Source organism: Micromonospora sp. LZ34, from assembly GCF_052981855.1.
Genome location: NZ_JBRIQN010000009.1, coordinates 11,197 through 38,181 on the forward strand (window position 1 = coordinate 11,197; position 26,985 = coordinate 38,181).

General features: G+C 72.8%; 16 protein-coding genes and 2 pseudogenes. 8 read left to right on the top strand and 10 right to left on the bottom strand.

The window, feature by feature from the left end; translation table 11 throughout:
• Window positions 1-55 precede the first annotated feature (55 nt).
• From ACVCAH_RS12385 to ACVCAH_RS12410, 6 genes are all read left to right on the top strand, one after another.
• Window positions 56-2,686, top strand: a complete 2,631-nt coding sequence (locus ACVCAH_RS12385) for a fibronectin type III domain-containing protein (protein WP_447136238.1) — start codon at window positions 56-58, stop codon at window positions 2,684-2,686.
• Between the two features lie 27 nt (window positions 2,687-2,713).
• Entirely contained in the window at window positions 2,714-3,709 is a 996-nt protein-coding gene (locus ACVCAH_RS12390; protein WP_447136239.1) for an AAA family ATPase, read from the top strand.
• A gap of 13 nt (window positions 3,710-3,722) precedes the next feature.
• Window positions 3,723-4,883, top strand: coding sequence for a DUF58 domain-containing protein (locus ACVCAH_RS12395; RefSeq protein ID WP_447136240.1), 1,161 nt, complete (start codon window positions 3,723-3,725; stop codon window positions 4,881-4,883).
• A complete protein-coding gene (locus tag ACVCAH_RS12400; protein WP_447136241.1) occupies window positions 4,859-7,336 on the top strand; it encodes a DUF3488 and transglutaminase-like domain-containing protein in 2,478 nt (825 codons plus the stop codon). Before ACVCAH_RS12395 ends, ACVCAH_RS12400 begins: the two co-directional genes overlap by 25 nt.
• Window positions 7,337-7,399: 63 nt before the next feature.
• Window positions 7,400-8,683: an MFS transporter gene (locus ACVCAH_RS12405; RefSeq protein WP_447136242.1), complete on the top strand. Its 1,284-nt coding sequence runs from the start codon at window positions 7,400-7,402 to the stop codon at window positions 8,681-8,683.
• 161 nt (window positions 8,684-8,844) lie between these two features.
• Window positions 8,845-10,809: a GMC family oxidoreductase gene (locus tag ACVCAH_RS12410; RefSeq protein WP_447136243.1), complete on the top strand. Its 1,965-nt coding sequence runs from the start codon at window positions 8,845-8,847 to the stop codon at window positions 10,807-10,809.
• A gap of 219 nt (window positions 10,810-11,028) precedes the next feature.
• Here ACVCAH_RS12410 and ACVCAH_RS12415 read toward each other — a convergent pair whose 3' ends face one another.
• From ACVCAH_RS12415 to ACVCAH_RS12430, 4 genes are all read right to left on the bottom strand, one after another.
• A complete protein-coding gene (locus ACVCAH_RS12415; protein WP_447136244.1) occupies window positions 11,029-11,949 on the bottom strand; it encodes a phosphotransferase in 921 nt (306 codons plus the stop codon).
• Between the two features lie 400 nt (window positions 11,950-12,349).
• Window positions 12,350-12,958, bottom strand: a complete 609-nt coding sequence (locus ACVCAH_RS12420; RefSeq protein WP_447136245.1) for a hypothetical protein — start codon at window positions 12,956-12,958, stop codon at window positions 12,350-12,352.
• Window positions 12,959-12,987: 29 nt separating this feature from the next.
• A complete protein-coding gene (locus ACVCAH_RS12425) occupies window positions 12,988-16,506 on the bottom strand; it encodes a S8 family peptidase (protein ID WP_447136246.1) in 3,519 nt (1,172 codons plus the stop codon).
• 618 nt (window positions 16,507-17,124) lie between these two features.
• Entirely contained in the window at window positions 17,125-20,007 is a 2,883-nt protein-coding gene (locus ACVCAH_RS12430) for a helix-turn-helix transcriptional regulator (protein WP_447136247.1), read from the bottom strand.
• A gap of 380 nt (window positions 20,008-20,387) precedes the next feature.
• Between ACVCAH_RS12430 and ACVCAH_RS12435 the strand changes: the two are divergent.
• Window positions 20,388-20,483: pseudogene (locus tag ACVCAH_RS12435) on the top strand (HD domain-containing protein); the annotation flags it as partial.
• A 45-nt stretch (window positions 20,484-20,528) separates the two neighbouring features.
• Here the strand turns inward: ACVCAH_RS12435 and ACVCAH_RS12440 are convergent.
• The 3 genes from ACVCAH_RS12440 to ACVCAH_RS12450 all read right to left on the bottom strand — a co-directional run bounded on the left by ACVCAH_RS12440 (window position 20,529) and on the right by ACVCAH_RS12450 (window position 23,208).
• Window positions 20,529-21,737 (bottom strand): D-alanyl-D-alanine carboxypeptidase family protein, encoded by a 1,209-nt coding sequence (locus tag ACVCAH_RS12440; protein ID WP_447136248.1) that lies wholly within the window; start codon window positions 21,735-21,737, stop codon window positions 20,529-20,531.
• 199 nt (window positions 21,738-21,936) lie between these two features.
• Window positions 21,937-22,884 carry a class A beta-lactamase gene (gene bla, locus ACVCAH_RS12445; protein ID WP_447136249.1) on the bottom strand — a complete coding sequence of 316 codons (948 nt, stop codon included), beginning with the start codon at window positions 22,882-22,884 and terminating at the stop codon, window positions 21,937-21,939.
• Between the two features lie 129 nt (window positions 22,885-23,013).
• Complete coding sequence (locus tag ACVCAH_RS12450) at window positions 23,014-23,208, bottom strand: hypothetical protein (protein ID WP_447136400.1); 195 nt, start codon at window positions 23,206-23,208, stop codon at window positions 23,014-23,016.
• Between ACVCAH_RS12450 and ACVCAH_RS12455 the strand changes: the two are divergent.
• Window positions 23,129-24,378: pseudogene (locus tag ACVCAH_RS12455) on the top strand (glycosyl hydrolase family 18 protein). The gene ACVCAH_RS12450 and the pseudogene ACVCAH_RS12455 sit on opposite strands and share 80 nt — an antisense overlap.
• A gap of 57 nt (window positions 24,379-24,435) precedes the next feature.
• On the opposite strand, the gene ACVCAH_RS12460 reads toward ACVCAH_RS12455, so the two are convergent.
• The 3 genes from ACVCAH_RS12460 to ACVCAH_RS12470 are packed head-to-tail and all read right to left on the bottom strand — an operon-like array spanning window position 24,436 to window position 26,850.
• Window positions 24,436-25,017: a hypothetical protein gene (locus tag ACVCAH_RS12460; protein ID WP_447136250.1), complete on the bottom strand. Its 582-nt coding sequence runs from the start codon at window positions 25,015-25,017 to the stop codon at window positions 24,436-24,438.
• A 44-nt stretch (window positions 25,018-25,061) separates the two neighbouring features.
• On the bottom strand, window positions 25,062-25,853 hold the full coding sequence (locus ACVCAH_RS12465; RefSeq protein ID WP_447136251.1) for an SDR family oxidoreductase: 792 nt from the start codon (window positions 25,851-25,853) through the stop codon (window positions 25,062-25,064).
• A gap of 1 nt (window position 25,854) precedes the next feature.
• Window positions 25,855-26,850: an LLM class F420-dependent oxidoreductase gene (locus ACVCAH_RS12470; protein WP_447136384.1), complete on the bottom strand. Its 996-nt coding sequence runs from the start codon at window positions 26,848-26,850 to the stop codon at window positions 25,855-25,857.
• Between the last annotated feature and the right edge of the window lie 135 nt (window positions 26,851-26,985).

A 26,985-nucleotide genomic window follows, 5' to 3' on the forward strand; every position in this document is an offset into this window, starting at 1 on the left:
GAGGGGTCGCCGACAGGCGCGCCACCTGCCAGGACGACAGGGGAGGCACCGGGCTGTGGCCACCATCGACGCCGCCGTGCCCGCCGGGACCGACGCGGCCCGCCCCCGCTCGCGTTTCCGGGGCGGGCTGGTCACGATCGCGACGGTGGCCGCGCTGCTCGCCGCCATGGGGTTGACCGTGCTCGGCCTGGGCACCGCCGACAATGCGGTGGCCAGCTACGACGCGAGTTCCTGGCTGTGGAGCGCCGCGCGCGGCGAGATGGCCCGGGTCAACGGGGTCACCGCCCGGGTGGACACCCGGGTGGAGGTCCCCGGCACCCGACGGCACCCGATGCAGGTCGCCCAGACCGACCGGCTGCTGATCCTGCGCGACCTGAACACCGGCCAGGTCAGCTCGCTGGACCTGGCCACCCTGCAGATCACCGCGACCACCCGCACCACCCCCGGCCTGGGCGTCAACGTCGCGTTGCACGAGGACGCGGCGTTCGTCGTCGACGCGGTGCAGGGCGTGGTCCGCCAGCTCGACCCGCGTTCACTGGCCCCGGTCGGCGAGCCGGTGCGCTACCCGCCGGGCATCACCGGCGGGTCGTTCGACGGCGAGGGCCGGCTCTGGATCGCGGTGCCGAGCGAGGGCACCGTCTCGGCGATCACCGCCGCGACGCTGCCGTCCGCGCCGGCCTCGGCCGCACCGGCCGGCGCCGGGCTGAGCCCGAAGCAGGTGGAGACGTACGACGTCGCGGAGGCAAGCCACGAGCTGGTCGTCTCCACCCTGGACGACGGCGTGGCGGTGCTCGACCGGACGGCGGGGATGCTGGTGCGGGTGCAGCGCGGTGAGGTCCGGAAGGTCCCGCTGACGATGACCGCCCCCGGCGCGCTGCCGGCGCGCACCAGCGGGCCGGTCGTGCCAGTGACCGTGGCCGACGAGCGGAAGGTGCACGCGGTCAGCGCCGGTGGCGAGGTGAAGGCGTTCACCGTGCCCGGCACCGGCGACCGGCTCAGCCCCGCGGTGGCCTGGGCCGGCCGGTTCTACTGCGCCGACGAGGCGACCGGCACGGTCTACGCGTTCGACGCCGGCGGCCAGCTGGTCGACACCATCCAGGGGAAGGCGACCGGCCCGCTGGAGCTGGAGGTCCGCGAGAACCACCTGTTCATCAACGCCCCCGACTCGGCGACCGCCCGGGTGGTGAACGACAAGCACCAGGTCCGCGAGGTCGACAAGTACGCCAACGACGTGCTCGGCGGCGACCCGCCGCCGGCTCCCCCGCCGCCGCCCCCGCCGAAGAAGCCCAAGGTGGGCAAGCCGAGCGCGCCGCGCAGCGTCACCGCCGCCGCCGGCAACGCGCAGGCCCGGGTGAGCTGGCGGCCGGCCGCGGCCAACGGCGCGCAGATCATCCGGTACGTGGTGGAGGGCGCCGGCCAGCGGCACGAGGTGGGCGCCAACCAGCGGGCCGTGGAGATCAAGGGCCTGACCAACGGCGAGACGTACCGGTTCTCGGTGCACGCGGTGAACGCCAAGGGCGCCGGTCCGGCGCGGACCAGCAACCCGGTCATCCCGACCGCGGCGGTGCCGGATCCACCGGCCGGTGTCACCGCGCAGGAGCGGCCGGACGGCACGGTGCTGGTGCGCTGGCCGGCGGCGAACGGGCAGGGCAACACCATCGCGAAGTACGTGGTGACCGCCACCTCGGCGGGCGCCAACGCCCCGGCCGGCGAGTCGCGCAGGACCGAGCTGGTGGTGCCGGCCGGTGAGCTGGAGTACGGCACGCAGTACGCGTTCACCGTGGTGGCGGTCAACGACAAGGGCGCCGGTTCGGCGGCGTCGCCGGTGAGCAACACGGTGGTGCCGTTCGCGGCGCCGGGACAGCCGGTCGGGCTGCGGGCCACCACGGTCGCCGACCGGCCGGGCACGGTCGCGGTGCAGTGGTCGCCGGCCGAGGCGAACGGCCGGCCGGTGACGAAGTACCTGGTCGACGTCGGCGGGCGCGCAAGCGAGGTGACCGACACCCGGACGACGGTGAGCGGCCTCGGCAACGGGCAGAACGTCACGGTCAAGGTGAAGGCGGTCAACGAGGCCGGCCCCGGCCCGGAGGCGACCGCCACCGCGCGGACGGTGGCCGAGCCGCGGGTCACCGTGACCGGCTCGTCGGCGACCGCCACCGCGGCGACGGTGACGTTCACCGTCGACGCCGGCGGCGGCCAGGCGTCCTGCTCGCTGAGCGCGCCCGGCGAGCCGGCGAAGACCGGCGCCTGCTCCAGCATCACGATGAGCGGCCTGACCCCGGGCACGAAGTACACCTTCACGGTGACCGCGAGCAACGCCGCCGGCAAGGGCACCGCCACCCGCGCGCAGACCACCGACGCCCTGTACGGGATCGCCACCTGCAACAACGGTCCGGACGGCGAGCAGCGGACGTACTGCGACAAGGACGTCAGCGGCCGCAACGGCAACGAGATCTTCTCGGTCACCCGGCAGGACAACGACCGCCAGGTCGGTTGGGCGAAGCCCGGGACCCGGCTGAAGGCGTACTGCAAGAAGTCCGGCGCGCACGTCGACTCGTGGATCTACAACAACCAGAAGGCGAGCACCTGGTGGGTGCAGGTGGAGTACAGCGGGAAGAACTACATCCCCTGGGCCTGGCTCAACCTGGAGGGCGGCGACGCCATCAACGTCCTGCCCACCTGCTGACCCACCCAGGCAAGGAGCCCACCGACCGTGAACACCCACGAGCCGCTCACCCAGCCGGAGGTGCAGGGCTTCGCCGCTCTCGCCGCGCGGCTGGCCGAGAACGTCAACTCGGTCGTGCTGGGCAAGCCGCAGGTGGTCCGGCTGGCGCTGACCGCGCTCTTCGCCCAGGGGCACGTGCTGCTGGAGGACGTGCCCGGCGTCGGCAAGACCACCCTGGCCCGGGCCATCGCCGCGACCGTCAAGGGGCAGTGGCGGCGGATCCAGTTCACCCCGGACCTGCTCCCCTCGGACGTGTCCGGGGTGACCATCTTCAACCAGGCCACCCGGGGCTTCGAGTTCCACCCGGGCCCGGTGTTCGCCAACATCGTCATCGCCGACGAGATCAACCGGGCCTCGCCGAAGACCCAGTCCGCGCTGCTGGAGGTGATGGAGGAGCGCACCGTCACCGTCGACGGCGTCCGGCACCCGGTGCCGCAGCCGTTCCTGGTGGTGGCGACCCAGAACCCGGTCGAGATGGACGGCACCTACCGGCTGCCGGAGGCCCAGCTGGACCGCTTCCTGGTGAAGCTCTCCGTCGGCTATCCCGATGAGGCGGTGGAGGTCGAGGTGCTGCGCGGGGCCACGGTCCGCTCCCCCGAGGCGCTCACCGCGATCACCGACACGGCGACCGTCGGGGAGATGGTCCGGATGGCCCGCCGGGTGCACATCGCCGAGCCGCTCTACGCGTACGCGGTCCGGCTGGCCGCCGCCACCCGTACCCACCCGCAGGTGCGGGTCGGGGTCAGTCCCCGGGGAGTGATCGCGCTGACCCGGGCCGCCTGCGCGTACGCGCTGATCGACGGGCGGGGCTGGATCATGCCGGAGGACCTGAAGGCGCTGGCCGAGCCGGTCTTCGCGCACCGGCTGCTGCTCAGCCCGGACGCGCAGGTGCGCGGGGTGACCGCAGCCGAGGTGCTGCGCCAGGCTGTCGCCTCGGTGCCGGTGCCGCTGCCGTCCGGCCAGCCGGCCCCGGTGCAGGGCTGACCGGCAGGTCGGCGTGGGGATCACCGCCCGCGGGGTCGGGCTGCTCGTCGCCGCCGTCGTGCTGCTCGGGGCGGGCTTCCGCTTCGCGTACCCGGAGTTGACGCTGCTGGGCGCGGCGGCCGCCGGCGCGGTCGGCTACGCCGTGCTGACCGCGGCCTGGCGGCCCCGCCTTCAGGTGGATCGCAGCGCCGACCCGGACCGGGTGGCCCGGGGCGAGCCGGCGAGCATGACGGTGACCGTCCGCAACACCGGCCGGCTGCGGGCGGCGAGCCTGGTGGCCGAGGACCGGTGCGGGGACCGCGCGGTGCCGGTGCCGCTGCTGCGGCTGCGACCCGGCCGGGACACCACAGTCCGCTACGACGTGCCCACCCGGCGCCGGGGCGTGGTGCCGGTCGGGCCGCTGCGGGTGACCCGGCGCGACCCGCTCGGGCTGGTGTTGGTGGCCCGCCCGTACGGCGGGACCGTCCCGGTCTGGGTGCACCCGCGGATCCACCCGCTGAGCGCGGTGCCGACCGGGGCCGGGCGCAGCCTGGACGGCCGGGTGGACGCGGTTCCGCATGGTTCGATCACCTTCGACTCGCTGCGGGAGTACGTGGTCGGCGACGAGCTGCGCCGGGTGCACTGGCGCACCAGCGCCCGGGTGGGCGAGCTGATGGTCCGGGAGAACGTGGACACCAGCCTGCCCCGGCTCGTGGTGCTGCTGGACAACCGGGCCACCGCCCATCCCGACCGGGCGGACGGCGTGGCCGAGAGCTTCGAGTCCGGCTGCGAGGCGGCGGCGTCGATCGTGACCGCCGCGTTCCGGGAGGACCTGCCGGTGGTGCTGCTGTTCGTCGCCCCGGAGTCGCCCGCCCCCGGCGGCGGATTCGCCGGCGGCGGGCCGCTGGACCGGCTCGCCGCGGCGCAGCTGACCACCGCCGACGACGCGCTGCGCGCCGCCACGAACCGGCTGCGGCAGGACCGGCTCGGCGACACGCTGGTCTTCCTCACCGGCCCCGGCGGCCGGGACGACCTGGGGCACGTCGGCGCGCTGCGCGGCGCGTACCCCTCGGTGGTGGTGGGGGTCTTCGGGGCGGCGGAGCCGACGCCGGCGGGCGCGGCCGGCCTGGTGGTCGTGGACGCGGCCGACGGGGCCGCGTTCGCCGCCGAGTGGGACGGGGTGCGCCGGTGGTGACCGTGACCGGCCCGCCCGCGGCCGATGCGACCACCGGCGGGCCGCCGCAGCCCCCGGGCCCGGACGGGCGCCTGGCGGCGCGCGTCAGCCCGCTGCTGCGGGCGGTGCCGGTGCCGCTGGCCCTGGTCACGATGATCGGGCTGGCCGGCGCGGTGCTCGGCCGGGTCTACGCCGGAGGGCTGCTGACCGGGCTGGTGCTCGGCACCGCCGTCGGGTCGGTGCTGGTCAGCGTCGCGGCCCGCCGGCTGCCGTCGTGGCTGGTCGCGCCGCTCTCGGTGCTGGCGATGGCCGGGTGGACGGCCTGGTCCCTGCGGCTGACCGCGCCGCGGGCCGAGCTGCCCGGCGGGTTCGTCGAGGTGGCGGTGGACGCCGCCCGCAACGGCATCCCCCGGCTGCTGACCGCGATGATCCCGGTCGAGCCGACCCCGGACACCGTGCTGGTGCCGCTGGTCGCCGCCTGGCTGGCCGGGCTCGCCGGCGCGGAGGTGGCGCTGCGGGCCGGTCGGGTGCTGCTCGGTTACCTGCCGCCCCTGCTGCTCTACGCGGGCGCGCTCTACGTGGTCGGCCCGAACGCCGACCCGGCGATCCGGCCGACACTGGCGCTGGTGGCCGCCGCGGTGCTCGGCCTCGCCGTGTCCGCGCACGGCACCCCGGCCGGCGCGGACCCGGCGGCCGGGATCGCGCCGGCGGTCCGCACCGCCGTCCGGGCCCGGCTGGCCGCCGCGTCCGCCGCCGGGGTGGCGGTCGTGGTCGGGCTCGCCGCGCTGGTCGGCCCGCTGGTCGCCGCCCGGGTCGAGGACCGGCCGGTGGACCCGCGCCGCTACGTGGAACCGCCGCAGGTGGAGACGCTGGACGAGAATCCGCTGATCCGCATCTCCGGCTGGGCGCTGAACCCGGAGCAGAAGCTGCTCGACGTGCGCACCGACCGGCCGGGTGCGCCGGAAGCCGCGCCGACCGGGGATCCGGCGGGCAGCGCACCCGGCACGCCGGCGGGAGAGAGCCCCGTGCGGATCCGGCTGGCCGTGCTCAGCGACTACGACGGGGTCACCTGGCGGGTCGGCGCGACCTACCGCAACGCGGGCCGGATCCTGCCGGCGGCGGCGCCGGCCCCGGACAGCACCGTCGAGACGGTACGGCAGGAGATCACCGTCGCCGACCTGACCGGGCGGCTGCTGCCCGCCGTCGCCACCCCGCGCGAGGTCACCGGGGCGCGGGTGGCGTACGACCCGGCGACCGGGACGCTGATCCGGCCGGAGGGGCTCAGCCCGGGGCTGCGCTACACGGTGACCTCGCAGCGGGAGGAGCCCGACCTGAACCTGCTCGCCACCGCGAACGTGCCGGCCGGCGATCAGGTGGCCCGGGTGCTGCGGGTCGCCGACGGGGTGCCCGAGCCGGTGCGCCGCCTCGCCACCCAGCTGGCCGAGGAGAACGGCGCGCCGTACGCGCGGGCCGCCGCCGTGGAACAGTTCCTCGCCGAGCACTACCGGCTGGTGGCGGACGCGCCCAGCGGGCACGCGTACCCGAATGTGAACTTCTTCCTCTTCGGACCGCGCAACGGTGGCGGGCAGCGCGGCACGTCCGAGCAGTTCGCCGCGGCGTTCGCGGTACTGGGCCGGCTGACCGGGCTGCCCACCCGGGTGGTCGTCGGCTTCGAGTCCACCGGCGACGGCCCGGTGCACGCCGCCGACGCGTACGCCTGGCCGGAGGTGCTCTTCGAGGGGCTGGGCTGGGTGCCCTTCGACCCGCTGCCCCGCCCCGACCAGGAACCCCGGCCGGTCGAGGAGGACTTCCGCCCGACGCCGGACGACCCGCCACCGTCGGAGGCGCCGGAGCCGACCCTGGAGCCGACCGCTGAGCCGGCGCCGGAGGCCGCGCCGGGCCCACCGGTGCCCGGCGGTGGCGTACCGACGCCGGTGCTGGTCGGCGGCGGGGCCGGCGGTGCCGTGCTGCTGGTCGTGGCGCTGCTGCTCACCCTGCTGTTGATGCGGCGGGCGCTGACCCGGGCCCGGCTTGAGCGGGGCGACCCCGGCCAGCGCATCGCCGGCGCCTGGCGGGAGCTGACCGACGCGCTGCGGCTGGCCGGGCATCCGGTCGGTGGTGACCTGGCCGCCACCGAGGTGGCCGCCCGCGCCCGCCGCGCCCTCGCCGACGCGGCCGGCCGACGGGCGGGTGTCCCGGCGGGCGCTGTCGCGGACACCGCCGAGGGCGGGAGCGGCGGCGGACCGGCCGGGACGGTGGGCACCCAGGTGGAGCCGCGGGTTGGGCAGGTGGACGAGTTGGCCGACCTGCTCAACCAGGTCGCCTTCGCCCCCGGTACCGCCACCCCCGAGCAGGCCGACCGGGCGGCCGCGGTGGTCGGCGACTACGTCGGCGCGCTCCGGGCGGCGCGTCCCTGGTGGCGCCGGCTCCTCTGGTCCGTCCACCCCGGTCCGCTGCGCCGCCGGTCGGAATGACGTGGTGACCGCCGTTCGTGGCCGGGCCCGGGCGTCCGGCGGCAGGGCACTACCCTCGCCGGCATGAGCGCACGCGTCGGTCCGGTCCGGGCGCCCCTGTGGCGTGACCGCAACTTCGGCACGTACTGGATCGCGCAGTCGCTCTCCGCCGCCGGCGACGCGTTCGCCTACCTGGCGGTGCCGCTGCTGGTGCTGCACGCGACCGGGTCGGTCGCCCAGATGGGCCTGCTCACGGCGGTGGCCGGGGCCGCCTCCGTCGGCGCGGGGGTCTTCGGCGGTGTGCTGGTCGACCGGTACGACCGGCGCACCCTGATGATCGCCGCCGACCTGGCCCGGTTGGTGCTCTACAGCCTCATCCCGCTCGCCTGGCTCGCCGGCCCGCAGGTCTGGCTGCTTTTCGTCGTGCTGCCGATCTGCGAAGCGGCCGGGATGGTGTTCCAGGTCGCCGCGGTGACCGCGGTGCGCAACCTCGTCGACCGCGACCGGATCACCGAGGCCAACGGGCGTCTGCAGGCGACGTACGCGCTGGCGGCCGTGGCCGGGCCGCTGCTCGCTGGCGTGGTGTCCGCCCGGTTCGGCCCCACCGCGGCCATCGCGATCAACGCGGCCAGCTTCGCGCTGTCGGCCGCCGGCCTCTGGCTGGTCCGGCTCCGGCGGCCCGTGGAGGATTCCGCCGAGCCGGTGGTCCGGGAGAAGCCCCTGGCCGAGTTCCTGGCCGGCGCACGGTTCCTCTGGCGTCAGCCCGTGCTCCGCTCGCTGACCGTGCTGCTGTCCATCTTCATCTTCCTGACGTACGGCTTCACCGACGTGCTCGTTTACCACGTCAAGCACGACCTCGGCGGCTCCGACCGCACGGTGGGCACGGTGCTCGGGCTGGCGGCGCTGGGCACGATCGCCGGGGCGCTGCTGGCGGCGCCGCTGCGCCGCCGGCGTGGCTTCGGTGTCACCTGGGTCGGCGCGCTCTCGACCTGCGGCCTGGCCATCGCGGGCATCGGGGTCGTCGGGAACGTCGCGGCCGTCACCGTGCTCACCGCGGTGTACCTGTGCGGCGTCAGTGTGGGCGGGATCTGCTCGATGTCGCTGCGTCAGGAGATCACGCCGGACCACCTGCTGGGCCGGGTCACGTCGGCGTTCTGGAGCACGCACTACTCCCTCGGGCCGGCCGGCGCCGCGGTGCTGACCTGGGCCGCCGGCCGGTACAGCGTCACCGCGGTCGCCCTGGTCGCGGGCGCGGGGTGCCTTCTGGTCGCGATCAGCGGGCTGTTCACGCCGATCCGCCGGGCCGGCTCGGAGCCGGCCGTCCACCGGTCGAACCTCGCGCCGGCCGTGTCCAGCGAGGCAGCCTGACACCCGGCACTCGCGTCTACGCCCACCGACGCCATCTCCAGGACCAGGGATTTCCCACGCCGGTGGAGCGGGTCCCGGCAGACTGGCAGCAGCAGATCCACCGCTGGAATCGCAGATCACGATCCCCGGCGAGTCAGTGCGAACAGGTTCTGATGGAGGCCATGCGGATGCAGGAGGACGAAGCGGGTACGCACGATTCCGGGCCGCCGCGGGACGAGTACGATTTCGTCATCGTCGGATCAGGCGCGGGCGGCGGTCCACTTGCGGCGAACCTGGCGCTGGCCGGGCACTCCGTGCTGGTGCTCGAAGCAGGGGACGACCACGCCTGCCCGTACTACTCGATCCCGCTCATGCATCTGTATGCCGGCGAGGACGCCAACATGCGTTGGGATTTTTTCGTGCGGCACTGGGACGAGCGGGCGATACAGGTCAAGGACTCCAAGTTCGTCGCTGAGCGGGACGGAGTTCTCTACCCGCGTGGCAGCACCCTCGGCGGGAGCACCGCGGTCAGTGCCACGATAACGATCTACCCGCATCCCAGCGCCTGGGACCGGTTGGCCGACCTGACCGGCGACCCCTCGTGGGGTTCGGCTCCGATGCGCAAGCTCTTCCACCGCCTGGAATCCTGGCAGGGCGTCGACGCGCTGCCTCTGCCCGGTGACGACGAAGCAGCGCGCGACCGCAAGGCCGCGCACGGCGCGGAGGGATGGCTCGCCACCACCAGAGCCCACCCGCAGATCGGCGGTCGGGAACCAATGTTCCTGGACATCATCAATGCGATGGAACAGGCCAGCAGGCACCGCTTCGGCATCCCGCAGGAGATCCCGCTGCCGCGTGATCCCAACGCACTCGACACACCGGCTGACTACCAGGGCATGGCGTTCATTCCCGTGTCAGTGCGCGACGGTCACCGTAACGGCAGCCGGGAACGGTTGCAGGATGTGCGGCGCCGGGCGTCGAACAAGCTCGACATACGACTCAACACACTCGCCACCAAGGTCGTGTTCAACGGGGATCGCGCAGTCGGGGTGGAATACCTCGAGGGCGCACGGCTGTACGCCGCAGCACCGGTCATTTCGAACGCCGACGACCCTGGGCGACATGACGGCGAGGTCCCTGCTGATCCGCAGCCATCGGTGGTGTATGCCCGGAAGGAAGTCATCCTCGCAGGCGGTGCGTACAACACCCCGCAGCTTTTGAAACTGTCTGGCATTGGGCCCCGGGCGGAGCTGGAACAGCACGGCATCGCGGTGCGGGTCGATGCGCCCGGGGTCGGCGCGAACCTGCACGATCGCTACGAGGTAACGGTGACCTGGGAGCTGGACCGGAACTACCCGATCTTTGACGGCTCGGAGATGGACGTGCCCAGCGACCTCACGGGGGCCGGCGACGCGCTGTTCTCGGAGTGGCGAGACAAGGCGAACGGGCCGTACGCCACCAACGGCACACTCGCCGCGATCATCGCGAAGTCCAGTGTCGCCAAGCAGGAATCGGACCTCATCGTCTTCTCAATACCGATCGACTTCCACGGGTACTACCCCGGATACTCACGCAAGGGCATGGAGTTCCACAACCGGCTCTCGATGCTGGTTCTCAAGGCGCACACCAACAACCGGGCCGGCACCGTGAGCCTGCGATCAAGCGACCCGCGCGAGGTGCCGGACATCCGCTTCCGCTACTTCGAGGAAGGCACCGCCGGACACGAGGAGGACCTCGAGGGTGTCGTGGAAGGCATCGAGATCGCCCGAGAGGTGGTCGACCACCTGCAGTTGGCCGGGGTGGCCCGCGAGATGGTGCCCGGAATTGCGGTCACCGACCGGGCCGCGCTGAAGGATTTCGTGCGTCAGCAGGCCTGGGGACACCACGCCTGCGGCACAGCGAAGATCGGGCGGCCTGACGACCCGAACGCGGTGCTCGACGGCGACTTCAGGGTACGCGGGGTGCAGGGCCTGCGGGTCGTCGACGCCTCGGTCTTCCCAGACATCCCAGGGTTCTTCATCGCATCGGCGGTCTACATGATCAGCGAGAAGGCCAGCGACGTCATCGCCGCAGAGCATCAGGACGACGACAACAGCAGTCCGGCTATGACCCAGGCCTCGGCAAAGTCGTCAGGTGCTGCCGAGTAGGGCCAAGCCCTGGGCACCACTGCCCTCGGACGGATCACGAGCGCTCGGCGGCGCGGGTCGGCTGACTTCCACCGACCGCGGCCGGCCAGGCAGCGTGACTCGCGGTGCCGCCGCCAGCCGGCGTCGATCCCTTCGACTCGAACGTCGACGGACCGGCCCGACTTGGCTCATTTAGTGCGTGCCGTGGATGGCGTCGGCGGCGGTGTTTGTGTGCTGATGTTACGCATTAGCCCGGCGGAGGCGTTCGGCTGCCTGCGCCCGCAGCGCATCGGCGCCCGCCGGGGTGCCACCGCACAGTGCCATCTCCCGGGCGTTGTACGCAGCCATCCACAAGCTGGCCGCCCATGCGATCTCCAGCTCCACGGCCGTGAAAAGGCGCCGTCGAATGTCTTGATAAGCCACCAGGAACGCCTCGGAGCTTTCGATCGGCGCCAGCGTGGGCGGCCCGGAACTGGCGAACGACCCGCTCGCCGCTCCCACAAGCGCTGCCTCCGGCTGCCACGCCAGGCTGTCCCAGTCGTGCACCGCCCGCACCTGCCAGCCCTGCCACCGCAGGTTCTGCGCCTCGAAGTCGGCGTGGCCGAGCACGCACGGCAAGCCGGCGGCCAGCAGCCGCTCCCGGGCCCGCTCAGCCGTCTCGACAATGTGCTCGGACACGACACTCTGGTCCCGGCTGTCGAGAAAGTCGATCGCCGGCCACACCCCAGAATCGGTGTGGTCCCAGCGCACCCAGGGCGGATTCGGCAGCGGCGGCGCGACGGGCACGCCGGCAAGTTCGGCCATCAGCCGGGCGAACACCTCCGCGCAGCGCATAGCAATGTCCGGGCAGTCCCCGTGCAACACCTCGCCGCCGGGCCGGAGTTCCTCGGCGTGCACGACCAGTGCACCGACACCGACCACCGGCGTGAGCGGCCGGGCACACGGAAACCCGCGCTCGGCCAGCCGGGCCTGCGCCGCGACACACGACGAGGCCCGGCCGTCGTCGGCGCGCGCCTTGACCACGACGTCCCTGCCACCGGCCAACCGCAGACCGAACACCATCGAGACCTGTCGCGACTGGAACAGCACGCCGGCGGGTTCGCCGCCCAGATGGTCAAGACACCAGGCCGGCAACCAGTCCGGCAGCTCGTCGAACGGCACACTCAGGACTGTGCCATAGTCACCGAACGCACCGGAGGCGAGATCGTCTGCTGGACGATCACCGGACCTCCGTGACGATCCGCCCTGCCCACACATCGCCCGATGCAGTGCCGCAGTCCTCACCGACCCGCACCTGTAGCAGCTTCAGTAACTCAACGACCTGGATTAGTGCGCAGTTTCTGCTCTCGCGAACCGGAAACATGCAGGTCACAGCCTCAAGCCGGCGCAGAGCCCCGAAATGGTGAGCCAAGTCGGGTCAGCGGTGCTGTCGGCAGCGTGACTCGCGGTGCCGCCGCCAGCGGCGTCGATCCCTTCGACTCGAACGTCGACGGACCCGGGAACGGCCGGGGCGGGACCTCCCTGCCCCGGCCGTAACCCCCAGGTCGGTTCACCCGTCCCGTCAGCGCAGCCTGTACGCCGTGGGAAGGGTTTGCCTGACCGTGTTGCCTCCGCTGTCGGTCGCGCTGATCCGCAGCCCGACACCGGCAGCGGCCTGATCCCGGTTCGGATGCTTGATCTCCGCGGTGAAGGTGTTCTTCGCCGCGGCACGGGTGATCGCCGGCTGCCAGGTCTTACCGCTGTCGAAGCTGGCCTCGACCTGCAACGAGGTCACCGAGGGCGGGGTGGTGAGCCGCTCCTGGTAGTAGCCGACGACCGTGATCCGGTGGGCGACCCCGGCCCGGGCCGTGTTGTCCAGGGCCAGGCCGAGGTCGTACTTCAGGAAGATCAGCGGCTCGGGCCGGCAGGCGGCCGTGTTGTTGCCGACCACGTCGCCCATGCACGGCTGCAACTCCGAGGCGTCCCCTTCGGTGGGTTTGTCGGAGGTGTACTCCCACACCGTCGTGACTCCGTTGGTCTCCGCCTCGAACGTGTACCGGGCCGATTCCGCCGGCAGATCGTAGGCGACGATGTCCCCGCCGACGGAGCAGCCGAGGGCGAACACCGCTGCGGTGACCAGCGCGGCGATCGTACCCTTCCGGTGCCGCGACGACGGCACGCTCGTGTTCATCGCGTTAGTCTCCTTAGCTGTCTCGACCGTCATCGCCGACCCCCGACGAGATCCGCCGTGGCGCCGGAGTTGCCGCCGATCCCCCAGGTGAGCCGTTCGAAGCGACGTTCGACCTCGTCGCCGGACTCGGTGAGCAACCGGAAGGTGCAGGCGGGCGGCTCGCAGGCGTCGCTTCCGAAGAAGTACTCCGCGATACCCGTGTTGTTGACGAGCCCGATCATCGCCTGGCGGCCGCCGCCGCTGCCGGTCAGGTAGAGGGTCGGGTAGAAGGTGTCACCCTGCCGGCAGCCCGAGCACAGATACCCGGTCTGGACCGTGAAGCCGGACTTCGTCCGCACCTGCGGCACGGCCCCCGGCACGGTCGGTCCGGTGTTCCAGTGAAGTGTGTTCCGGCCGGTCAGAGCGACGTCCTGCATCTCGCCGCGGCTCTGGCCGAGCACCGAGGCTCCGGCGTAGTCGGCCCAGACCGTGAAGAACCGGTTGATGGCGTCGCCCTGCCGCTTGACGAAGGTGGTCAGGGTCCGCTGCGTGGCCGTGCGCGGCATGTCCAGGGACAACGCGTCCGCACCGGACCGGGGCTGCTGCTGCCAGGTGATGCTGCTGATCTCTCCCGGACGGTCGGCGTGGAGGTGGTGGTCGACCCGGTCGAAGTCCCTGGTCCTGGTCCGGTACGGCAGGTTCGACGGGATCTGACCGGCGGCGCCGAACGAGGCGTTGTAGACCGTCGGTGCGGCGCTGCCACCCAGGAGGATCCTGACGTGCCGTGAGTCGGCCTGGAGCCGCTTGATGAGCCGGTCCGCCGCGTCGTACGACACGCTCACGATCGGCAGCGCGGCGTACGGTTGGACCGCGGGGCAGCTCTGCGCCCCGTCGGTGCACGTGGTGGTTTGCGTCGGGAAGGTGCCCAGCGAGGTGAGGCCCCTCGCCGCGACGAGCACGCCGACGGCACCCGCGGCGGCGGCGGCTGCCACCCGTTCGTCCCGCAACCGCACGAAGTCGCAGGTGTTCGTGCAGATGTCGGTCGGCGTCAACAGCACCAGCTTGCCCCGGGCGTCGACCCTGGCGAGGTCGGCGGCGGACCCGGTGCCCGCGTGGACCACCGGCACGAGCCCGCGGGTCGCCAGCCGAGGAACCGGGACGACGATGTCACGGTTGAGGCTCGTCTCGTTCTCCTGCCAGGTCTGCTGGCCGGCAGGCATCGAGACGTCCGGGGTGTGGTAGCGGCTGGACAGGCTGAAGGTGGAACCGCCACCGATGACGTTCATGGTGACCACCGGAGTCGCCAGCACGCTGTAGGTGTTGTGGCTGAGGGTGCCGGTGCGCACCTTGCCGGTCGGCAGCGCCCACCAGTTCGGCTCGTCGGCGCCGTACTGGGCCGTCAGCTCCCCCGTCACCCCCCACGCGCCGGTCGCGGAGAGCCGCTCGAAGTTGGTCAACGCGTCGTAGGTCTCGGTGGCCGCCGGAGCCTGCACCTTCAGCGGCTTGAGCCTGCGCAGGTCCAACGTGACCGTGGTGGCCTTGGTGAGGTTCACCTCCGCCACCATCGGTACGGCGACGTGCCACTCGCCGGCGGCGTCCTGCCACTCGACGACGACCGCGGCCGCGAAGGTGCCGCCGAAGAGCGGCGCGGTCATCGTGTCCGCACCGTCCATGGCGACCGGGCCGTCGTGCAGAAGCACCTTGTCGTCGACCGGCAGGAAAATGGCGTCGCCGTACCGGACGGTGGTGGCGTCCTTCGGGTGGACGACGTTCACCGTCAGGCCGAAGCGCTGGGGCTCGAGGAAGGCGTTGACCCGTGAGGCCGCCCGCAGCGCGCCCGTCGAGTCGCGGGCGTTCACCAGGCCGGTGTAGCGGCCGAAGGCCCCGTCGGTGCCGAGCACCGTGCCGTCGACCGTCACCGATACCTCGGTCGACCCGTTGGCGGGCACGGTCACCTCGTCGGTGCTGAGGGTGAACAGGCCGGCCGGGGCGGGCTTGTCGCCGGAGGCGATCGACGTCGTGAGGTGCAACGTGATCGCCTCGTCGGTGTGGTTGGTGTAGGTGACCGTCTTCGTCAGCGGCGAGTGCGGGTACGCCAGCCGGCCGAAGCTCAGGCTCCCGCCCGCGATGATCGTCGGGTCGACCGCGGTGGCGACGTTCACCCGGCCCACGCCCTGGGCGTAGAGGTCGTGCCCGAGATCGGTGGCGGTGCCCATCAGCAGCGCCTTGATCTCCTGGCCGGTCAGGTCCGGGTGCTGCTGGGCGATGATGGTCGCGGCGCCGGCCACGTGCGGCGTGGCCATCGAGGTGCCGCTGGCGCTGGTGTAGTGCTCGTCCACCGCCGTACCCATCGACGTGCCGGCCGCCCGGGCCGCGACGATGTCGACACCCGGAGCCGCGATGTCCGGCTTGGCGGCGCCATCCCCGACCCGCGGCCCGCGGCTGGAGAAGTCGGCCATCTCGTCGTCCTTGTCGACCGCCGCCACCGTCAGCGCCTCGTCGGCGGCGCCGGGAGCGCCGACCGTCCCGCTCTGCGGACCGCTGTTGCCGGCGGCGACCACGAACAGCGTCCCGGTGGCGCGGCTGAGCTCGTTGAGCGACTGGCTCATCGGATCGGTCCCGTCGGTGGCACTCCCACCGATGCTCATGTTCACGACCTTGGCCCCGGAGTGGGCGGCCCACTCCATGCCGGCGATGATCGCGTCGAGCTCGCAGGATCCGCCGTCGTTGCAGATCTTCCCGACCCGCAGTTGGGCGCCGGGCGCGACGCCCTTACGCAACCCGTTGGACGCGGCTCCGGTGCCGAGGATCGTGGCTGCCACGTGGGTGCCGTGCCCGTGCCCGTCCCGCGGGCCGTTGGCGTTGCCACTGAAGTCGACCTGCTCGACCACCTTTCCGGCCACGTCCGGGTGGTCGGGGTCGATTCCGGTGTCCAGGACCGCCACGGACACGCCGTTGCCGTCGTACCCGCGGTCCCAGGCGACGGGCGCGCCGATCTGCGGTACGGAGGAGTCCAGGCTGATCCGGGCCAGCTCGTTGAGCCACACCTTCCTGACCCCGGCCAGGGACCCGGCGGACCGGGCGGCGGCCGCGTCGGAGGCTGTCTTGCCCCGCACGTCCTGCCACCACTGGCCGTCGCCGGCGATGGTCAGCGAGCGTCCGCTGATGCTCGGTAGTGTCTTGCCGACGGTCGTTCCGGCGGCCTTCGGCGCCTTGTCCGCCATGGCCTTCTCGGCGTAGGTGACGAGCACCGGCACCTCGCCGACCGTGCCGGACGCGGCGAGCATCGCCAGCTTGGTCAGGTCGAACAGCCCCCAGTCGAGCAGTCCGTTGCCGAGCAGCGACAGGGCGTCGTTCGGTACGACGTGTACCTGGCCCATGCGGGTGATGGTGTGGAACACGACGGCGGATCCGTCGGGCCGCGCCGCGCTCTCGGTGTCGCGGACGACCGGCTTACCGTCGGCGTTGACACCGACGTGCACCTTGTCGCCGGTGATCAGCGTCAGCGGGAGGGTTGCGCCGGACGCGGCGACGGCCCGCAGCAGGTCGTCGTTGGCGTGGACGGTCACGTTCCGTTTCTGTGGGACATCGGGTAGCGGCGCCTGTCGGGTCGGCTCGGTCGCGTGTGCCGCCGTGGTCGACACGACCATCGCGAAGATGGTCAAGCCTGCGGTCATCGCGCCCAAGCGTCGCCCGAGACGCTTCGTTGCCGGGCTTCGCCTCATCTCTCGGTCTCCTGCCATATTTACGACTACGGATATGCCGGGGTACGGCGTGTGGGGCGCCGGTCGTCCGAACGCCCTGTGCCTGCGAAGGCTTTTGGCCTTCGCACGCCGGAATGGATTTGGGCGGCGCGGGGGCGGACCCGCCGCTCGCCAGCGGCGATCACGGTCTGACCATGGGCCTCCTCGCTAGAGCGGTTCGTACTCGCCGGCAACGTCGGCACCGCCGGTAGCGGTCGGGGCGTCTGCCGAGGTGGCTGGGGGTCCTGCCGGTGCCGGTTCGTCCTTCGCACCGTGCGCCGGCGCGGTCGGGTCACCTGCCGGCTCGGACGTCGGCGGTTCTGCGGGCAGCATGGTGACAAGTGTGAATTCGTGCCCGGTCCCGGCTCGATTGGTCAGATGCGGGATTTAAACCGGTCGCTCGCTCACGCGCTATTTATTCGCGCCCGGAGATGGCGGTTGAATTTATTCGTCGGCCGCCGGCGGTCGCCCCTGCTCGCCGGCGAGGCCCAACTCCACGACTCTGATCGCGAGCGCGGTCCGCGACGTCACGCGCAGCTTGCGCATGGCCGACTTCAGCTGGCTGGCCACGGTCTGCGTCGACACCACCAGTGCGTCGGCGATCTGTCGGTTCGTCCGGCCGCCGACCAGCAGCCGGGCCACCTCCAGCTCGCGCGGGGAGAGTTGGTTGCCGTAGCTGGGCCGACCACGGCCCCGCGCCGCCCCGGTGTGGCACCCGCGCTCGTGCAGTGAGCGCGCCACCCGGTCGGCGTCGTTGTGAGCGCCAAGGTCCGACAACGCCCGCGACACCTGGGACAGTATCGGCAGGCCGGCCTCGTGTTGGCCGGCGGCGAGCAGGCAGCGGGCGTGGCGCTCTTGGGCGAGCAGGGCGTCGTACGGGCGGGGCAGCGCCTGCCACGCGGTGGCCGCCCGGGCGAACAACGCTGCGGCGCGAGCGAGCTGACCGTCGGCTTCGGCCAGGATCGCGCGGCACACCACCAGGGACGCCTGCGGCGCCGGCGCGTCCTTGTCGCCCAGGGCCCGTTCGAACGCGGTCACCAGGTCGGCGGCGCGGTCACGCTGGCCGGCGGCCACCAGGGCCGCGACGCGTACCGGGGCGACCTCCGTGGCCCGGGGCCAGATGCCACTGTGGACGGCGATGTCGGCCGGCTCGTCGGTGAGGCGGAGCGCCTCGTCGACGTTGCCGTCGCGCAGGCACAGCTGCGCCAGCGCCGCCGCCGCCTCGACGCGTTGCTGGTCGTCGCGCCCGGCAAGGCGCAGACGCTCCTCCGCTCGCTGCCGGTCTCCGGCGGCGGCCTGGATCAGGCCCGCCACGAGGGCGGCCTCGGCCCGGTCCTTCAGCCACACCCCGTCGTCGTCGTCCACCAACTCCGCGACCCGCTCCGCGAGCCCCGCCCAGGCGCCGCTGAACCAGTCCAGGTGGGCCTGCGTCGAGGCGATGCTGCCGACGTTGCCCAGGAGATCGTGCTTCTCGACGAGCGCCAGGGCCTTGGCCAGCCGTGTCCGGGCTTCGTCGTACCGTCCCCACCGCATCGCCGCTTCGCCGACGTTCGTCTGGCCTATCGCGACGAGCGCCGCCTCCCGCGGACTCGTGGGGTCGTCCGGGATCTGCCGGGCCTGTGCCCACCCGGCCTCTTCGCCGAGCATGATCAGCGCGAAGGCGCGTTCGAGGAAGAGCCGCAGGCGCTCGTGGGGCGCGATCGACGGCGCCACCGCGGGCGCCTCGCGCAGCCACCGCAGATGCTCCGCGGCCGGCCGCGCGTCCGCGAGAGGTATGGCGAGGAAGATCCGCGCTCGCGCCGCTTCCAGCGAGTCCGGCGCGAGGTGGGCCACCGCCTCGGCTATCTCGGTCCGGCCCGTCTCCATGGCTCCCGCCACCATGAGCACCCGGCCGAGCTGGAAGCGGACCAGTGCCTCCTGTTCCGGCGTCAGAGCCTGGGCGTGGAGGGCCCTTCGCAACGATTCGATGATCTTCGAGTACGGGTCGGACCCGGGCAACGACTGAAAGTGGATCTTCGTCACCAGTCGTAAAAGTGGCTGCATCGGCAGCGCGACGGTGGTGACCAGGTTGTGCAGCAGCAGGGCCGAGGTGGCCACGTCGCCGGACTGGGTGGAGAGATCGGCCGCCCGCTCGGTGTAGCGGCAGGCGGCGTCGACGTCGCCGGCCTCCCGGAAGTGCCGGGCCAGCTGTGCCACCGGCGGCAGCGCCGAGTTCTCCAAGGCCCGACCGGCGCGCAGATGCATGACGCGCCGCTCCTGGAGAGGGATGGCCTCGTACACGGCCCGGCACGCCAGGGAATGCCGGAACGACCACTGGCCGCGCTCGTCCTCACGCAGCAGGCCGCAACTGACCGCGTCGGCCAACTGGGCGATGGCCCGCTCCTCGGGCAGACCGGTCACCGCGTTGAGGATCGGGCAGTCGGCCGGTTCGGCGAGCACCACGGCGGCGTACAGGACTGTCCGCGTGTCGGGCCCGAGCCGCCCGACGCGTTCCAGCACGGCATCGCGGATCGTGGGTGGCACTTCGATGTGGTCCAACCGGCGGCGCGCCCACGCCCCGTCCTGGCGGATCAGGTCGGCCCGGTCGTGCATCAGTCGCACCGACTCCTCCACCGCCAGCGGTATGCCTTCCGTTCGTGAGTGCAGGAAGGCCGCGAACTCGGCGGAGACATGCTCGTCGGCGAGCATCGAGGAGACGAATGTGGCGGTCTCGCCGATCCCCAGCGGCTTCAGGGTCAGCCTGACCAGGTGCGCGTCGGCGGGCAGTCGGGAGGAGAGCCGCAACAGCAGCGAGTCCGGTGGCAGCTCCTCCGGCCGATACGTCACCACCACGCTCACCGGCTGGGGTCGGCGGGAGACCAGGAAGAGCAGGAACTCCAGGGTCGCCTCGTCCGCCCAGTGCACGTCCTCGAGCGCGAGTACCGCCACGTCCAGCCTGCTGAGCAACTCGACGAAGGCCCGGAACAGCCGGTGCCGGGCGGCCGTCGCGTCCTCCAGCGGCTCCGGCGCCGGCGGTAGGTTGGCCGCCCACTCGGGAAACAACGGCCGGAGTGCGCCGCCCAGGCCGCTGAGCCGCAGCCCGGACACGTTGCCGACGCCATCGCGGACCGCGTCCACAACGGCGCCGAGAGTGTACGGCTCGCGCAACGGCGGACAGGCGCCGACCAGGGCCCGACGTCCACGTTCGGACGGGGACGCCAGGAACTCCCGCAACAGCCGGGTCTTGCCGATGCCCGCCTCACCGTCGAGCAGGACCACGGCTGGCGGTTGCCCGAGCGCCTGGCCGAGCACGGCGAGTTCCCGGTCCCGTCCGACGAACCGTGGCACGGAAAGCACGGGAAGTTGACCGGCATCGGTGTTGGCCCGTCTAACCAACGCCCGCCCCCTCCCGGTCGATGGTCTGGCCGATTCTCACCTGCCAGCCGGGTTGATGTCCACCAATTTGTATTCATTCCAAATAGCGGGACTGCCCGGATGTGGTGCACCAGGAGATACGCGCGGCGCGCGGTCGACTCGGCCGCCCATGCTGCCCGGATACGACGCGCACAAAGTCCGAGTGACGTGTATAAAGCTCGACTGACGCGCATATAGGTCGACTTTGGCCACGCCACGGCGCACGGGGGCCGAGCATCCTTCGTGGCCGTTTTTTACCAACGCGATAGGGCACCCGCTGTTGATCGTCGGGAGCTCTGGACCGGACAAGGGGCTCCCGGGCCGCGCTGAAGACCGCCTCCGCCCATCGTCTCGCCGACGCCGCGCCCGCAGGGCAACCGCGCGCCTGGCTCAACCCGCCGGCGCCACCAAGGGACCAGCAACGCCGCCGTTGGGGTGCTGCACCCGACGTTGCCTCAACGGTGCTGTCGAATGCGATCCCAGGTGCTCGGTGGTTCGAGCCGTACGCCGGTGCGGAGCACGGTGGTGACCGGGTCGCCCTCCCCCGCAACCGCGGTGACCCGGCCGTGTTCGACCCCGGCCGACAGTTGTTCCGGTACGGCCGGGATGTCGACGTCCAGCCGTACCGGAATGCCGGGCCAGCCCACCACCGCCAGGTCCGCCGAGGCGTTGATCGTCGTGCCGGTGCCGAGCGGTCCGCGCACGGTGGCGACCTCTTCGCCGGCCCGGACGACCGGGCGCACCGCGATCGCGGCGGCGGCGGTGCGGACCAGCGGCCGGGTCGCCCGGAACACCCGGTCCAGCTGCACGGGAGTGTTGGCGCCCGGCTGCCCCAGCACGGCACCCACGATGGTGATCTTCCGGCCGCCGACCTTGACCACGGCGGCGAAGACCAGGCATCCGCCGGCCTCGTCGGTGGAGCCGGTCTTGATCCCCACCACGCCGTCCTTGCCGACCAGGGAGTTGTAGTTGCGCACGGTGCCGGCGACCGGCAGGGTGGCCTGCTTCTGCGCCACGATCTCGGCGAACGCCGGCAGTTCCATCGCCTTGCGAGCCAGGATCACCTGGTCGACGGCGGTGCTCACGGTGTCCGGGGCGAGGCCGGCCGGATCGGTGTAGTGGGTGTCGGTCATCCCGAGCGCGGCGGCGGTGTCGTTCATCTTGTCGACGAACGCCGCCACGCTGCCGGCGTCCCAGGCGGCCAGGATCCGCGCCATGTTGTTCGCCGACGGGAGCAGCACCGCCTGGAGCGCCTGGCGTTCGGTGAAGACCGCGCCCGCGACGACCGGCACCAGGGACTCGCCGCGCGCCAGCTCCCTCGGGTACGCGGCGGCCTGCGCCGCGCTGACGGTGAGCTCCGGTCCCTGCTCGCCCCGCTTCAACGGGTGCTCGGTCAGGATGACGTACGCGGTCATCACCTTGGCCACGCTCGCGATCGGCACCGGCCGGCTTCCGCCCGACGTGCCGAGCGAGCCCAGCCCGTCGACCGAGAGGGCGGCCTGCCCGCTCTTCGGCCAGGGCATCTTCGGGGCCGTGCCGGGGATGACCGTGGACGCGGGCAGGGTCCGGGTGACGGTCGACGCGGGCAGCGGGTGGCGCAACGGCTCGACCGCGACCAGTGCGGTACCGGCCAGCACCAGGGTCAGCAGGCCACTGATCAGCAACCGGCCGCGTCCGCGACGCCGGGCCGGCGGTCGTGGCGAAACCGGTTCGATCACCTGGGTCCGCGCGGGGTCGTGCATCCTGATATCTCCCGTCTGGCGCGCCGGCCGCGCTGCGGCGTCTGCGGTGCGCTTGTTCCTGCTGATGGGTTGACGACTGGTTGAGGGACGCGTCGCCGTCGCATCGGCGGCCGGCCCGGGCTCAGGTGAGGGTGGCCACCACGTACGCGGTGGCCTCGGCGATGAGGGCCTGATCGTATTCGGCGTCCCTGGTGGCCTTGCTGGACATGACCGCGACGACGAGCGGCGCGGAATCCGGGGGCCACACCACAGCGATGTCGTTGACCGTGCCGTAGTCACCGGTCCCGGTCTTGTCGGCCACGGTCCATCCCCGCGGCACACCGGCCCGGACGCGGCGGGCGCCGGCGCCGGTGGCGTTGCGTTCCAGCAGGCCCCGGAGGAACGCGCGCTTCTCGGCGGGCAGGGCGTCCCCCAGCACGATCTTCTGGTAGTCGCCGCCGATCGCCCGGGGCGACGTCGTGTCGCGGGGGTCGCCCGGGACGGCCGTCACGATCGCCGGCTCCATCCGGTCCATCCGGGTGACCGGGTCGCCGAGGCCGCGCAAGTACGCCGTCAGCCGGGTCGGGCCGCCGAGATCGCGGAGCAGGAGGTTGCCGGCCGTGCCGTCGCTGTGGCGGACCGCGGCGTCACACAGCTGACGGATCGTCATCCCCCTGGCCACGTGCCGCCTGGTGATGACGGAACTCTTCATGAGATCGCGCCCGGCATACTTGACGATCGTGTCCAGGTGCGACAGCGGGTTGTGATGCAGCACGGCCGCTGCGGCCAGTCCCTTGAAGGTCGAGCAGAAGGCGAACCGTTCGTCCGCCCGGTGCGCCACGGCCCTGCCGGTGCCGGTGGCGAGGGCGTACACCCCGAGGCGCGCGTCGTACCTGCGCTCCAGTTCGACCAGGCGCTCGTGCCGCTCGGCCGCGGCGTCGGCCGCGGGACCGGCCGCGGAGGGAGCGGTCGCCGCGGGAGCGGCAGCGGCGGGGCCGGAGGCAGGCGTCGTGTCGTCGGCACACCCGGCCAAGGGCAGTAGCGCCGCCACCCCCAGGAAGGTGCGGCGGGTGGTGGGTCGTGCTGACACGCCAGGAGTCACTGGCCGAAGCGGGCGCCCGCACGGCTGGGTTGAGGTTCGCATCGCTGGTTACACGCGTGACCCACTCGGCGCGGTTGCATCAGCGCAGACCGGTCCCGGCTCTTACTTTTAACAAAGTTAATTGATAACCTCCCGTCCATCGACGAAGAGGAATGCCATGGGACTTCGACGCACGATGCCCACGCTGGTGGCCGGCGCGGCGCTGGTCGCCAGCATCGCGGCGCTGCCGACGGTGCACGGCTTCGCGGCGACCACGGGTGGCCCGAACACCACCTTGGCCGCCTGCGCCGCGCCGGCCTGGGCGGAGGGCACCAGTTACCCCGCCGGCAGCCGGGTCACCTACGCCGGCCGGTTGTACCAGGCGCTGGTGACCCACACCCCGCCGCCGGGCGCCGGTTGGAACCCGCCGCCACACCGTCGCTCTGGACCGATCTCGGGGCGTGCGACGGCACACCGTCGCCCACGCCCACCGGCACGTCGTCTCCCACGCCGACGCCCAGCGGGACGACCACCCCGCCCGGCTCCGGGACCTGTGCCGGCAAGCCGAAGCCGACCGGCAAGGTGCTCCAGGGCTACTGGGAGAACTGGGACGGCGCGGCGAACGGCGTCCACCCGCCGCTGGGCTGGATCCCGATCACCGACCCGCGCATCCCCGCGCACGGCTACAACGTGATCAACGCGGCGTTCCCGGTGATCCGCGCCGACGGCACGGTGCTGTGGGAGGACGGCATGGACGCCACGGTCCGGGTGCCGACCCCCGCCGAGATGTGCCGGGCCAAGGCCGCCGGGCTGACCATCCTGATGTCGATCGGCGGCGCCACCGCCGGGATCGACCTCAGCTCGGCGGCGGTCGCCGACCGCTTCGTCGCGACCATCGTGCCGATCCTCAAGCGGTACAACTTCGACGGCATCGACATCGACATCGAAACCGGCCTCACCGGCAGCGGGAACATCTCCCAGCTCTCCACGTCGCAGGCGAACCTGATCCGGATCATCGACGGGGTGCTCGCGCAGATGCCCCCGGCCTTCGGCCTCACCATGGCGCCGGAGACCGCGTACGTCACCGGGGGCAGCGTCACCTACGGGTCGATCTGGGGCGCGTACCTGCCGATCATCAAGCGGTACGCCGACAACGGCCGGCTCTGGTGGCTGAACATGCAGTACTACAACGGCAGCATGTACGGCTGCTCCGGCGACTCCTACCCGGCCGGCACCGTGCAGGGCTTCACCGCGCAGACCGACTGCCTCAACGCCGGGCTGGTCATCCAGGGCACCACCATCCGCGTCCCGTACGACAAGCAGGTGCCCGGCCTGCCGGCGCAGCCCGGCGCCGGTGGCGGCCACATGGCCCCAGCGACGGTGGCCCAGGCCTGGAACACCTACCGCGGCGGCCTGAAGGGGCTGATGACCTGGTCACTGAACTGGGACGGGTCGAAGGGCTGGACCTTCGGCGACAACGTCAAGGCCCTCCAGGGCCGCTGAACCACGCCCGGGCGGATGCCGGCACCTTCGCGGAATCCGGCATCCGCCCGGGGCAACCTAGGCCTTCCCCGTCGAGCTGGCGTCCCGGCGCGAGGCGCCGTGGGCGGGCTCGCCCACCGATCTTCTCGCCGGCGCCGTCGCGCGGACGTCGTCCCACGTCCACACCGAGCGAAGCCCGATCGCGTCGTGTCCCGACAGTTTGCGCGTCGTCGCCAGGTACCGTGCGGCGAGTTGGCCGAGGGCCTTGCGTTCCTCCCGGAACTCGTCCCGCGTCCAGCGGCGGGACATGGCACATTCCCAGAGTCGGTCGACCTCCCGGTCGAGGCTGGGCACCAGAGCGGTGCCGGCCGGCGAACCGACCAGCAGCACGGCGTACATCGCGCTGTTCCAGGCGATCGTCGCCTCCCGGTAGTGCTCCATCGCGGCCGACGCCTCGTCGCCCCGCTTGTCCTCCAGGTAGGCGAGGTTCATCAGGCGCCGGACCAGGGACTGGAGCGCCGACAGCAGGTCGATCGCTGCCTTCAGCTCCGCGTCCCGTCGCCACCGGGTCCGTTCGTGCCGGACGGTCGCCAGAGCCACGAGGAGCCCACCGGCAATGGCGAGCACGCCCCCCACGAGTGAGCCGAGGACAGCCTCCATGGCGTCCAGTGTGGGGCCGCGACACAAGGCGAGCGACGACGTCCTCAGGCGCGCAGGCGGCGGACGAGTTTGCGCAGGCCGGCCTGCCAGCCGTCGGGATCCTCGGCGCGGCGGCGGGCGTACCCGGCGACCTCGGGGTGCGGCAGGATGAGGAAGCGCTCCTCGGCCAGCCCGGCGATCACCGCGTCGGCGACCTGGTCGGGGGTGAGGATCGCGCCGGACGCGGCGATCACCCGCGCGCCGAGGTGGCCCGCGGCCAGCCCGTCGGCGAGCATCGGGGTGTCCACTCCCTGCGGGCAGAGCGCGCTGACCCGCAGGCCCTGGTCCCGGTAGGTGACCGCGAGCCACTCGGCGAAGCCGACCGCGGCGTGCTTGGTGGCGGTGTACGGGGCGTCGCCGACCGCGGTCAGCACCCCCGCCGCCGAACAGGTGGCGAGCAGGTAGCCGCCACCGCGGGCCAGCATCCCGGGCAGCACCGCCCGGGCGGCGTAGACGTGGGCGAGCACGTTCACCCGCCAGGCGCGGTCCCAGTCGGCGTCGGGCAGTTCCACTCCGCCGCCGGTGGCCACGCCCGCGTTGGCGCAGAACAGGTCGATCCGGCCGTACCGCCGCTCGGTGTCGACGACCAGCGCGCGGACCTGCTCCTCGTCGGTGACATCGAGGGCGGCAGGGTGGGCGACCGGCCCGATGCCGGCGGCGACCGCGTCGGCCGCGTCGGCGTCGAGGTCGGCCACCACCACGGCGGCGGCGCCCTCGGCGGCGAACCGGCGGGCCAGCGCGGAGCCGATCCCGCCGGCCCCACCGGTGATCACGGCGATCCGATCGGTCAGGTTCACCTCAGCCCTCCCGCCCGCCGGCCGCCGCGACCGGGGCGGGGCCGAGCCGGTCGATCAGGCCGGCCAGCGCGGCCGCGCCGCCGGCGGTCAGCTCGGGCGTGGGCAGCAGCGCCAGCACCGGCACGTCCACCCCGGCATCGGCGTAGCGGGCGACCTGGTCGCGGCAGCGCTCCGGTGAACCGTGCAGCACCAGCGCGTCGACCACCTCGTCGGGCACCGCGGCGCCGGCGCCGCGCCGGTCGCCGGCCGCCCAGGCCCGCCACATCGGCCCGAGCACCTCCTCCCGGCCCAGCCAGCGGTGGAACTCGGCGTACGCCGGGACGGTGAGGTAGCTGGTGATCAGCCGGCGGCCCAGCGCGCGGGCGTGCGTGGCGTCCTCGGTGGGGCAGACGAAGATCCGGGTGACCACCTCGAACCCGGGCCGCCGCTCGCCGACCTCGGTGAGCGCCCGGGGCACGTCGTCGGCGGCCAGCCAGTTGAGGATGACGCCGTCGGCCTCGGCGGCGGCCAGCCGCAGCATGCCGGGGCGCAGCGCGGCGAGCAGGACCGGTGGCGGTACGGCCGGCGGCCGCTCCAGGGCGAACCGGCGGACGGTGAAGGTGTCGAACGCCGCGTCCACGGTCTCCCCGCCCAGCGCGGCCCGCAGGAAGCGCAGCACGTCCCGGGTCCGCCGGAACGGTTCGGTGAACGGGACGGCGTTCCAGTCCCCCACCACCACCGGCGAGGAGGCGCCGATGCCGAGCGCGAACCGGCCGGGCGCGGCCTCGGCGAGCGCGGCGGCGCTCATCGCGAGCAGCCCGGGGCCCCGGGTGAACACCGGGGTGATCGCGGTGCCCAGGCGCAGCCGGGGCTGCCAGGCGGCGCCGAGCGCCAGCGGGGTGAACGCGTCGGCGCCGTTGACCTCCGACGACCAGACGTCGGTGAACCCGGCCCGGTCGAGGGCGGCGTAGACCGCGGCGTGGTCGGCGAGCGGGATCCCGCCCAGCGGCACCGTCATTCCCCATCGATTCGTCACCGGTCGATCGTGCCCGCTCGCCGCGGCCCGGATCAAGATTCCGCCGGCTGGTTTCCCGGTTGCCGGGCGGCCGGGCGGGCGGCGGTGCTACGACTTCGGGATAGGCGTGTGCGACAC